Raw genomic sequence first — 12,656 nt, 5'->3', positions numbered from 1 at the left:
TATAGAATAGCTGCTTCAATTGAAGCAGCTTATTGAATTAGTTAATTTTTGTCTCAAAAACCTTTCCATCTTCTTTACATAACACCTGCACCAGATTTCTGGCCTGTAAGACAACACTCGGAAGACCTCCTCCCACTTGACTCCAATGCCCAACCATATAAAAGTCTTTAAGTCCGGGAAGTGAACGTTTCAGTTTTTTCTCGTGCATGATGCCTTCCATCTGTTTTTCCCAGCCCTGCCAGCTTCCATTTCTATTATTTGTGTATCTTCTGATCGTATATGGGGTGGATACATCAGTCACGTCAATATTTGATTTAATTTCACCAAACCATTTGTCTAATTCATCAATCATTACATTCGCAATTGCTTTTTTCTCTTCTTCATATTTTTCGCGGTTGTTTTTTTGCAAAGTCTCCCAGTATTCAGCAGAAGTTTTCGCATACACGATAATACTCGTTTTGCCATCAGGCGCGAATGAAGGATTTTCGTTATATATTTTCACAAATATGTTTTTAACGTTGTCACAGCCATAGGCATTAAGAGGCTGTTCTAATTCCAGACTCAAATAATGAGGATATTTTTCAAACGTTTTTGATACGCCCAATCCGACATAAATTTGCGGTGCACTTGTTTTAAGGTTGTCATAACAAAATGTCAGTTCATCATCTGTATATTTTCCATCCAGCATTTCAAAAATAGTTTTATAGCCATCCGCTGCTGAAATGACGATATCTCCATAATGACACTGTCCGTTTTTCAGCTCTATTCCGATCGCTTTATCATTTTCTACTAAAACCTTAGAAACAGGTGATTTATATTGAATCTCACCGCCTAATTCAACATATCTGGCTTCAATAATTTTTGCGAATTGCAGAGAACCTTCTACAGGATGTCCTGAAGATTTGCTATTAGCCCAGCCTAAAGTAGCCATAAAGTAAGATATAGGGGTATCTACATTAAACCAAAACAGACGATTTACATTTTCTCTTACAAAACTGCTTTTAAAGCGCTGGGCGAATTCTTTGATCGTCACTTTTCCCCATTGCCCCATTACTTTCATGTAAGGGCCAGCCTTTGCTTTGAAGGCCTCAAAGTCTGCTAAATCGAACAGTTCGGGCGCTTTATCCAAATCCAGCTCTACATCAGAAACAACTCGAATGCCATCAGTTAAAAGCTTAATTGTTTCCGCATCTTCAGGTGCAACTCTTAAAAACTCCTGTTCTAATTTATCTACATCAGCATACAGCGTAAATGTATCACCATTTCTAAAGTTAACAACCGCAAATTCTTCATCATTAATGAATTCCATATTTTGTATTACATTCAGTTCTTTCCAAAATTTATGGAAGGTATTGTTAGGTCCTGAACCGACCAGCCAGCTGATACAACCGTCAAAAAAGTACCCTTTTCTCTTCCAGCCGGTACATAAACCACCCGGCAGCAAACCCATTTCAAAAATTTTCGTGCTGTATCCGTTCATTTGCAAGTAACAGCCCGCGGCCATTCCTGCAATACCGCCTCCGATTATGATTGCAGTCTTGTTTTCTTCTGTATTCTTCATTAATTTTCCCCTTTTCCGAAACTAGTTTTCTAGAATTTTCAATCCTTCTTGTATATTGATTTTGCCGTTCTCCAGGTCGTCAAATAGATTGTTGAGTTCTTGCTCAAGCCGATTTTCAGCAGTATCTTCTTCCGTTTCTTGCTGATGATCTTTATTCAGCTGCTTGTCAATATACTCTGATAGCTCCACTACAGAGGAATATGTAAATATATCAGATATATCCACAATGTCAGGATATTGTTGATTTATCAGTTTTAACAGTTGGGTTGCCATAATAGAATCGCCGCCCATGGCACTAAAGCTTTCATATAAATCCAGCTCTTGCATATCCAAAACCATAGAGTACATTTGCGCAATACTTTTTTCGGTATCAGAGTAAAGTTCTCCCTTTCCTTTCAGCACTATATCTTCAGTATCTGTTCTTCGACGTTTTTCTGCTTCGTTTTTTGTCCTGTTTTTATCTATTAATTTGTTTTTGATTTGCTCAGATAATTCAAAAGACAATTCATCCTTCGCAAAAGCGAGGAGCTTCATATTTAATGTACCTGGAATGATATTAGTAAGCTTATTCGATGCTATTTCTTCTAAAACGGAAATAGCCCTTTCTACCGTCAATAATCTGAAAATAGAGCTCTCATCAGTAATTCCATAATCGACAGCTATGCCGACCTCATCCCAAGCCGGCCAGTTAATTGACAGCGTGTTTTTCCCCTGTTTGTTTTGCATATAAGCAAAGGAATCTAAATAAGCATTTGCAGCTGTATAATCTCCCTGTCCGGCACCTCCGAAAATAGAATTAATTGAGGAGAACAAAATCGTGAAATCTAAATCTACGTCTCTCGTTAAATGATTGATAACCCATGTTCCATTAATTTTAGGAGCGAGCACTTCTTTAAAAATATTAGCTTCTTTTCTAAAGAGGAAACCGTCCCCGGCAACTCCGGCACAATGGAACACGCCATTGATCGTACCGTATTTCTGTTTTATTTCTTCAATTACCGGCTCCATGCTGTTTAAGTCAGAAACTTCACAGCTGTAGCAATCAACTTTAGAACCCATTGACTCGATAGCTCTGATGGACTTCAGTTTTCTGCAAAGCTTTAAATCCGTTCCATCAGCAATGATATCGTCCCATCGGCTTTGATCAGGCAGTTTAGAGCGATTGAGCAATACAGCATTGACGTTATGTTTTCCAGCCAGGTGCTTTGCGATCTCCAAACCGATTCCGCCGGTGCCGCCGGTAATCATATAGACACCGTTTTCTTTAATCTCCATACCGCCGTGTTTCTTATCCTTTATCGGTTCAACCGTATCCAACCGACTGATATACCGCTTACCATCCCTAAAGGCGACTTGATAGTGTTTCCCTTTTGTTCTTAACTCCTCACTAATAATTTCCGGTGAAGTATGTTCATCAATATCAATTGCTTTACATGAAACATTTTGGAACTCCTGCGAAATAACACGTCCCAGACCAAACAACGCGGCGCCCAATGGATTGATTGTATTTTCTTCTCCGGACACTTCTGTCACAAGTTCAGAAATAAGATGCAAATTAATATTGCTTTTCATCTTATTCTTACTTAATCCCCGGACTAAGCGGAACAGGCTGTATACGCCTTTATTCTGCATGTCTTCTAAATCTGTTAATGATTCCGTTCCTTGGCGGCTGATAGAAGACATATGTATAATGCTGCTGATATTTTGATCGTTTATGCTATGCAATAATTGAACATAGTCTTCTTCTGATCCGCTAATTAGGAATTTCCGCCCATTTATCTTCTGAAATTCATCCCCAAACTCCACTTCAATAACATCATCGTCATGAATTTTCAACTGTTCCAGTATAGATTTATAAATTTCCATGTTGTCTTTAAATAACAGTATAGGACCTGTTACCTCTGTTTTTTCTTCTTCAAAAGCTTCTTGCGCCATCCATTTTAATTGATAAAGTGATTCAGAACTTTCTTCAAAAAGGGCATTAATCCGATTTACTTTTTTTAATACATAATCGGTGATTTCTGCAAAAACATTTCCTTCTGTATCTATTAAATGAATATCACACAGCTTTGTCTCTTTACTGCTTGCGTTCTTTTTGACAAATGCATAAAAATGCTGCGGCATTCTTGAGTAAATCTTCACGCTTTTATATGAAAAAGGAAGGAATGTACTATCGTCATCATCTTCTCCAATAAACACGTTCACTGCATTATCTAGCAAAGCGGGATGTAAAAAGACGTCTTTTAAATCTGCTGTAAATTCATCAGCCAATTTTAATTCGGCCAATTGTTCATCAGGGCCCAGTATGACTTCTTTGAAGTTCAGCCACCTCGGTCCGAAAGTAAAGACTTTGCTGATTAAACCATTTTTATTTTCATAATTGACTTTTATCTTCTCTCTATTACTGTCATTCCTAACAGAGTCTAAATCAAACATTGATACAGAGTCTGTTAATGGAAACGCTTTTCCTTCTGCATGTGTAATCCAGGTTTCTCCTTCCTGACTGGCTATTATAAATTGAATACATTCTTTCTTTTTCTTAATGATTGTGTGTACAATCTTATTCTCATCCTCATTTACCGTTAACGGAGTGAAGAAGATAATATCTCGTAATTCTAATTGATTGCTTTTATAGTAAGCGGCACTTGCTCTTCTTCCCATTTCGATATAAGTCGTTCCCGGAATAACGCAAGCCCCCATGATTTTATGGTCACTTAAAACCCAATCCTTATTCACATTAAATGTCGTTGAATAGATCGTCTCATTCATTGAATCAGCCAAACACTGGTCAATCAGCGGGTGACTGATATTTTTCTGATGCGGCGCTTGACCTCTTCTGTCCTTTACTTCTCCCCAGCATAATGTTCTTTCAAATTGGTATGTCGGAAGACTGACAATCTTTCTGCGCTCATCCTTGTACATTTTTGTCCATTCTACTTTTGCTCCTCTGACATACAGGTTGCAAATTTCCGTAAGGTTTAGCAGTAAATATTCATCCCCTTCAGTAAGAATGTCATGTATCAAATTGTCAGATTGAGCATTCATTTTGCGATGTTCAGATAAGGAAATTTCTCCTTCATCCATAATCTGTTTTCTATCAGAACCAACTTTATGGAAAGAAAAATATACGCCTTTTTCTGATATTTCATTCAGGTTATGTCCTGCAAGCCTGCCGATTTTTCTCTTTAATTCTTCGTAACTTTTTACAATCAGAGCCAATCGGTAGCCGTAATGGCCCCGCCCTGTGTTTGCTGTATAGCAAATATGTTTTACGTTTTTTTGAGTTCCTTTTTTAAAGAATTCATTATATTCCTTGATGAGTTTCATTAAAGAATTCTCTGTTTTAGCTGATAAAGTAAATATCTCAAATGTTTCATTTGCAGGAATGACCTCTTCAACCTCATCTCCAGCATCTTCAATCACTACATGTGAATTGGTCCCCACAAAGCCGAAAGAACTGATTCCCGCTCTCCTCGGTGAGTTATTTTTAGGCCATTCATGGGCTTTGTCTGTAACAAATACAGGTGACTTCACAAAGTTAATCAATGAATTCGGTTCTTTAAAATTAATACTCGGAGGGATGACTTGATGCTTCATAGACAGAACGATCTTGATAAGTGACGCCAAACCCGAAACGGCAACGGTATGGCCAATATTAGATTTAACAGATCCGATCCCGCAAAACTGCAGCTTGTCCGTATATTTTGAAAACGCATTGGAAATCCCCTTTATTTCAATTGGATCTCCAAGCTTTGTGCCTGTACCGTGCGCTTCGATATATTGAATGGTTTCGGGATCAATTTGAGCATTTTCCCATGCCTGAACCAGTACTTCTTCCTGGGCGATGGCATTTGGAGCTGTCAATCCATTTGAGGCCCCGTCATTATTAACTGCACTCCCTTTGATAACAGCATAAATATGATCTCCGTCCTGCTTGGCTTTACTTAAAGGTTTTAAGATGACTGCAGCTACTCCGTCACTGAAAAATGTCCCGTCTGCGTCTTTATCAAATGAGTGTACTTTATCACTTACTGATTCCATCATTGATTTTTTGGACGTTTTGAAGCGCGGAAAGAATCCTAATGAAATTCCGCTGACAATAGACATATCGCATTCTTTATTTTTCAAAGCATTACAGGCAAGATGCACACCAAGCAGCCCCGAGCTGCAAGCAGAATCCAAAACCATAGAACTTCCTTTTAAATTTAATAAATAATTAATCCGCCCCGCCATCAAACCCGGCCAGTTGCCCGTCATACTTGTCGATTCTGATTCTGTAATGTAGCGGTACAACGTATTATTGACATGGTCTTTTCCAACAAAGAGCGATGTGTTGCTTCCATAAATTTTGTCCCCTGCATACCCTGCATCTTCAATCGCAGTCCATACCGTCTCCAGCAATACTCTGTGAGACGGGTCAATGGCCTTTGCTTCTTTAGGAGAAATATTAAAAAATTCAGGATCGAACTTGTCTACGTCTTCTAAATATCCGCCAGGTTTCCAGTTATCTGCTTGTTCTTCCGTCAGATATCCTGAACCGAGAAAATCAGTAAACCCTTTATTGTTTACGATCGGTTTAATGTAATTGATCATATCTTTTGGATATTCCGCTTTGCAGTCTTCTCCATTCATCAGATTCTGCCAGTATTCATCTGTATTGTTTGCTTTCGGCAGTCTGCAGGAAATTCCAATGATAGCAATATCTTCATTGCTGCTTGCAGCCTTTAATTCTTTTAGCATTCGCTTTGCTTCTTTCTGGCTTAGCTTATGCTGTTTCACTTGTTCAAATATATAAGATTGAACGCTATTCATTACGGATCACTCCCGCTTTCTTTCTAAGAAAATTTTTGATAGGAAGGGTAATAAGATCTACATTTTTACCTTAAAATGGAATTCAGTTCCCGTAATAATGTGATAGGCAGGCTGCTTTTTCTTCATTCAATTCGCAGCCTGCCAATATCCATTTTGCGAATATATTCTTACAGGCCCAATTCAGTTATTTTCGGTCTGGATGAAATATTTGATTTGCTTCGCTGACTTCCATCTCTCCGGATGCCAGCTTATTCAAAATTGCATCCAGGTCATCTTCATTGTCTTCTTCAGGGATTCGGTCAGAAGACTTCTGATCACTGAAGTGGGATTCAAGGTAGGTTGACATCTCCTTAATGGAGGGATACGTAAAAATATCAGAAACATCAATGAGAGAAGGCCATTCTTTCTCTATTTCTTTGACCAGATATATCGCGGATATTGAATCTCCGCCCAAATCATAAAATTTATCAGTTATACTGATTTGTTCTAAGCCTAAAACTTTTATCCAAGCTTTCATTAGTTTATTTTCAATATCGCTGAAGCTAAATGTCTGATCGGTTTTCGACTCAACAGATTTTTTTACAATCGCCTGCTCCTTAAAAGTCAAAATATCCGGAGATAATCGGAAATGAATTTGATCTTGATTTAATTCCAGTACCCGATGATCAATTTCCCCGATGATCACATTCCGGATGTCCTTTTGCATGACTTCATCGAAGGCACGTATCGCTTCAGCTGAGGTAATCGTCTTAAAGCCGTTTTCATCTTTATGTTCGTTTCCGGCCTTTTGACGCTCTTCAATATATTCGGCAAGCATACCCACATCAGACCAGCCGCACCAATTAATCGTAACTGTTTTTTCATCCGGTCTTCTTCGCTGTCTGCGTTCTGCAAAGGAATCCAGGTAGGCATTAGCCGCAGTATAATCAGCCTGCCCCATACTCCCCGCAAGTGCTGTGATAGAAGAAAACATTATGAAGAAATCCAGATGCTCATGCTTTGTCAGCTCGTTTAATATCCATGTTCCATTAACTTTCGGTCTGAGCACGTTATCAAACACTTTTTTTTCCTTTCTGAAAATAAACCCATCTCCAGAAACACCAGCACTATGTATGACACCGTGGATTGTATTGTATTTACTCTTTATTTCCTCGAATACATGAATCATTTCACTTTCATTTGCGACATCGGCCTTATAGTAATCTACCTTAGAACCGCTTTCTTTTATTTCTTTTAGAGCATCGATTTTCTTGTTGTTTCCCTTCTCCATGTTGATCTGCTGCTCGGAGCGTCCAATGAGGATTAATTGGACATTTTCTTTTGATGATAAATACTTGGCCATTTCTAATCCCAGTCCGCCCATACCGCCGGTAATAACATATACACCGTTCTTTCTGATGCTTATTTTCCCTTCCCGAATTACGGATAAGTCTTCAGTCTGGAGCTCTTGAACGTATTTATGCCGGTCTCTGTAAGCGACAAGCTCTGACTGTTTTTTTGAGTTGATTTCAAACAAGATGCTTTCCGCCATAAGATTTTGATCCAAATCTATGCATCTGACACTTACACGCGAATATTCCTTTTCAATTACTTTTCCAAAACCGAAAAATGCCGCGTTATGCGGGTTAATGTCTGGTTCTTCACCGCTTACTTGATGTGCAAGGTCTGCAAACAGCATCAGTTCTATGTTATTTTTTGTATTTTCTACAAGTGATTTTGTTAAATAAAATAAACTGTCTACCCCTGAGGATATTTTTTTCTGAAGCTGATATATGTTTTTGTCTTTCTCATTGCTGATAGACATCAAATGGACAATCTGAGAAACCTTTTCACTTTGAAGAGCTTTTACAAGACAGTCATAATCTTCTTGAGAATCACTGACAGTATAATGATGGCTTCCGATTTTAGAGAAATAGTCACCCTGTTCCGCGACAATCACAGTTTTCCCTTCCAGTTCTAACCTTCGAATGATTTCCTCGGATAAACTGCAGCCATTATTCTTAAATAATAAAATAGGATGATGAATTTCTCGCATCTCGTGTGATTGATCGTTTTCTCTTATCCAAGATAGCTTATGATATATATTGTTTCTTTTAGTCTTTTCAGCTGCTTTATGCACCCTTTTTACGATGTAATTGTTGATTTCACCGAAAACTTCTCCAGTGTCATTCAGCAGGACGATGCGAAACGTTCCTGTTTCCCCGTTGCTTCGGCTCTTTTTCTTGATATAACTGTAAAACTTTTTAGAAGCAGAGCCATAAATCTTAAATTCTTTATAAAAATAAGGGAGATAGGTTTCGTTATCTATTGTGAATGTCCCGGCATTAACGGCACAATCCATCATCGCAGGATGAAGCGAAAACTGAACGAAATCACTCTCATATTCTTTCGGCAATTCCAATTCACATAGAAGCCTGTCGTCGTCTCTGTAGATTGCGTTGGTGCATTTCCATCTGCCTCCGACTTGAACGATGCTTTCCGGTCTATTGGTATCTTCTATATGATAAACCGACTTGTATTCATCGGTGTTTATTTCCGTCAATGGATGATTATTACGTTGAATGACATAAACAGAATTAAAGCTTTTCTTTAAATCCTCAATGTCATATGTTTCCCGTACCGGTTCTTCTTTCGCAATGACCGCTTCCGCGTGTTTTATCCATTTATCGCCGGTCTTACTTATCACACTAAACTCTAAAACGCTGTCCTTTTTCTTTATGATCGTATGAACTTCTTTAACTTCATTTGCTTTTACCTTTAACTGATTTGAAAACGTAACGTCTTTTAACAGAATGCCGACAGGTTCGCCGAAGTATTTTCTTCCCGCTTCTCTAGCTGTTTCTATATAAACCGTTCCAGGGATAACGTAAGAATCATTCACTTTATGTTCATTTAAAAACCAATAATCAGTGACATTCAAATGGGATATATACACTTCCAGATTCAGTGACTGCACTGCAAGATTGCTCAATAAAGATTGTTTTTTCTCATCGGCTGAAGGGCCGTCTGCAGCCAGCTCAGCCCATAATCTTTTTCCGCTGAATTTGTATGTCGGCAAGCTGACCTTTTGAAAATTCATCTCGCTATAAAGATCTTCAAAGTTAATATTCGCCCCATCACAATACATTTCACATAAAATATGTAAGTCAGAGATTGGAATATTAGAGACGTCTTGTCTGACTCTTTGAATCACATTTTTTATTGTTTGAGTATTCTGCACACTGTCTGTATGCGTTTTTCCTATAAACTTTGTTTGATTTGTTATCGATTGAAAGTATATATTTTTCTCCCGATACGTTTTCCATTCAGAGCATGATAAAAACTCCAGCTTTTCCAGCAGTTCCGCGACAGAGCTTATTACCATAGCGAGTCTGTATTTGTTTGGCAATCTCCCAGTGTTTGCTGTATAACATATATCTCCCAGATTCACATCTGTTTCTCTCTTTAAATAATCAATATGATCTGTAAGCAAGTGCGCGAGAGATGTTTTAGTCCTAGCTGATACAGTAAAAATATGTTCAGATAAAACGGATTGATCGACTTTTTCAACTGCGGGTGCCTCTTCTAAAATGACATGACAGTTTGTACCGCTCAGCCCAAAACTGCTGATGCCGCACCTGTATACTCCGCTGCTCTCCCATGCTGAAACGGAGTCATTGACGTAAACAGGCGATTCATGAAAATTGATATTTCGGTTCGGCACTTTAAAATGTAAACTTGGCGGAATTTTTTTATGCTTTAATGCCATTACCGCTTTAATTAAACCCGCTATTCCCGCCAAACTATCAAGATGCCCGATGTTTGTTTTGACTGAAGATACGGCACAGAACTGTTTTCGGTCTGTATATTTTCTGAAAGCCCGTTGCAACGCATTTATTTCAATCGGATCCCCTAATTTGGTCCCTGTCCCATGAGCTTCAATATATGTAATTGTTTTAGGATCTATTTTTGCATTTTTCCACGCATCTACTATTACTTGTTCTTGAGCTGCTGCGTTAGGAGCGGTAATTCCTACTGAGCTGCCGTCCTGATTAACAGCGCTCCCCTTAATGACTGCATAGATCTGGTCATGATCACGAATCGCTTGGGCCAGCGGCTTCAGCAATACGGCAGCGACTCCTTCGCCGCTATTCGTGCCGTCAGCAGAATCATCGAAAGTCCTTACAGCAAAATCAGATGAAGAATTCCCGATATTTAACCTGCTCTCCTCTATTGTCTTTGGGAATACTTTTATATTCACTCCGCCGGCTAATGCCATATCGCAATCCTTATTTCTTATTGCCTGACAAGCCGTATGGAGGGCGACAAGCGATGAAGAGCATGCAGTATCGATTACCATTGCTGGCCCTTTAAAATCCAAGATATATGACAGTCTGCTTGCGATAACTGATTTAATGTTACCCGCGGTAGCCAGTCCGAGTAATGATTGATCTCCTTTTTCAAGCAATCTGAAGTATTCATTTGAGCCGTCACTGCTGAGTCCAATGTATACTCCCGTATTTGTCCCACATAATTTTCCGCCGCCGTAACCCCCGTCTTCCAATGCGTTCCAGGCCGTTTCAATAAATAATCTTTGTCTGGGATCAATCAACTTTGCTTCATTTGGAAGGATACTGAAAAAGTCACAATCAAATTTATCAATCTCATCCATATAGGCTATTTTTGTATAGGCTGCATCTTTACTGTACTTGGTTCCGCTGTTTTTTAATGACTGGTCAGCATCTTTTTTTCTGTTCAGAGGAATGTCTCTGATGAACTCTTTTCCTTGTAAAAGTAAATCCCAATATTCATTTACGTGATTGGCTTCGCCGATTCTGCATGATAAACCGACAATGGCAATGTCATCTCCGGAAATGTCTTTGGTCCCTTCCTCGTTTTTTTGTTTCTTTACATTAGGAGTTTGATTTGTAAAAGCGGCCGCTTTTAAGTTACTTAAACTTATAAAGTCTGTTTTCATTTTTTTACCTCGCTGAGAATCACTAGATAGGTGATCATACCTGTCAAACTTCAAAGTCTTCAAAGTGTTTTTTTGTGTTTGTTTCAGAAAATAATTGATTAAATCTTTTTTTCTGTTCATTTATAGGGGTTTTTTTTGTTCGAAACACTGACTTCAGCATTTCTACTGCCATATGCATTTGTTCTCTTGACGGCTGACGACCTGATGTTTCAAGTTCAGCCTGTATGGCAGCTACTTTTTCATATGGTTCGATTACACCTTTGGCGTATTCCTCATTGTTCCAGTTGTAATTTTTAGTAGCAACCGCGATCCCTAAACTTCTCGAGATAATAGAAAAACCGGCTTGCAGTGAAACAGATTCGTTCAAAAGAGTCTCTTTTATAATCTTCACGTCCTCTTCTTTGTCGTAGCTGTACGATTTGATGTCAGCGATATTGTTTCTTACAAGATTCCTTAATACAGATTTCGGCCCAAATTCAATCACAGTATCAGTATGATTTGCTTCTAAATACTTCATGATTCCCATCCAATTTACCGGTTTTACGATTTGAGTTCCCAGTATGTCAGCCATTTGCTGTTTATCTGAATATGGAAGAGCCGTCACATTAGATAAAACTTTGTATTTTGGAGTTCTGAGATCATACTTTTTTAACTCATGGCTGAATTTTTCCGCAGCAAAACCCATGATCGGAGAATGAAAAGCAGCACTTACATTTAATTTAAAAATGTCTGCTCCTCTGGCTTTAAGAGTTTCACTAAGCTCTTCAACTGCTGCCGCTTCTCCGGATACCACAACATCTTTATATCCATTGTAGTTAGAAACAGCAATCGTTTTTCCTCTTGAAGAGAGAGATTCGCACTCTTCTTCTGCTATTCTTTCATCCAGGTTCCTGATAACAGCCATTGCTCCGGTCCCTTGTTCGGCAGCTTCTTTCATTAATAATCCTCTGGCTCTCACCAGCTTTACAGCGTCCTGGAAATCCAAAACGTCACTGCAAACCAAGGCAGAATATTCTCCTAAACTATGGCCGGCGATATATTCAGGTTCTTTTCCGACCTCTTCCATGTAGATTCTGAATTGTGCAATACTTGTTGCCAGGATGGCCGGCTGAGTATTTTCTGTTTGAGATAGCTCAGCGGCACTTCCATCTATACATAATTTCTTCAGGTCAAATCCCAATGCATCACTGGCTTCGTCATACGTTTTTTTAGCGATAATAAAATTGTCACATAAACGTTTGCCCATTCCTGCATATTGAGATCCTTGTCCTGAAAATAAAAAACCTATTTTCGACATTTAAATACCTCCAAAGTCCCTATAATGCC

The 12,656-nt window shown here is 38.7% G+C and carries 4 protein-coding genes; all 4 read right to left on the bottom strand.

All coding sequences use genetic code 11. The features are described from left to right. Positions 1-37: 37 nt before the first annotated feature. The 4 genes from HAP68_RS01070 to fabD all read right to left on the bottom strand — a co-directional run bounded on the left by HAP68_RS01070 (position 38) and on the right by fabD (position 12,627). The gene (locus tag HAP68_RS01070; protein WP_024084835.1) at positions 38-1,561 is read right to left on the bottom strand and encodes a phytoene desaturase family protein; all 1,524 of its coding nucleotides are present in this window, start codon (positions 1,559-1,561) and stop codon (positions 38-40) included. A gap of 21 nt (positions 1,562-1,582) precedes the next feature. After that, positions 1,583-6,373 carry a type I polyketide synthase gene (locus HAP68_RS01065; RefSeq protein WP_024084834.1) on the bottom strand — a complete coding sequence of 1,597 codons (4,791 nt, stop codon included), beginning with the start codon at positions 6,371-6,373 and terminating at the stop codon, positions 1,583-1,585. Between the two features lie 184 nt (positions 6,374-6,557). Further along, positions 6,558-11,330: a type I polyketide synthase gene (locus HAP68_RS01060; protein ID WP_052719505.1), complete on the bottom strand. Its 4,773-nt coding sequence runs from the start codon at positions 11,328-11,330 to the stop codon at positions 6,558-6,560. A gap of 43 nt (positions 11,331-11,373) precedes the next feature. Further along, positions 11,374-12,627 carry an ACP S-malonyltransferase gene (gene fabD / locus HAP68_RS01055; protein WP_024084832.1) on the bottom strand — a complete coding sequence of 418 codons (1,254 nt, stop codon included), beginning with the start codon at positions 12,625-12,627 and terminating at the stop codon, positions 11,374-11,376. Positions 12,628-12,656: the final 29 nt, after the last annotated feature.

The sequence above is a fragment of the Bacillus sp. Bvel1 genome (genome assembly GCF_014872755.1).
GTDB lineage: Bacteria > Bacillota > Bacilli > Bacillales > Bacillaceae > Bacillus > Bacillus velezensis.
Note: the sequence above shows the minus strand (reverse complement) of the source record. Positions and strands in the feature narration are given on the sequence as shown.

Excerpts from the sequence above, each read along its gene's own strand:
- HAP68_RS01060 (WP_052719505.1), bottom strand. The coding sequence starts at position 11,330 with ATGAAAACAGACTTTATAAGTTTAAGTAACTTAAAAGCGGCCGCTTTT.
- HAP68_RS01065 (WP_024084834.1), bottom strand. The coding sequence starts at position 6,373 with ATGAATAGCGTTCAATCTTATATATTTGAACAAGTGAAACAGCATAAG.
- fabD (WP_024084832.1), bottom strand. The coding sequence starts at position 12,627 with ATGTCGAAAATAGGTTTTTTATTTTCAGGACAAGGATCTCAATATGCA.
- HAP68_RS01070 (WP_024084835.1), bottom strand. The coding sequence starts at position 1,561 with ATGAAGAATACAGAAGAAAACAAGACTGCAATCATAATCGGAGGCGGT.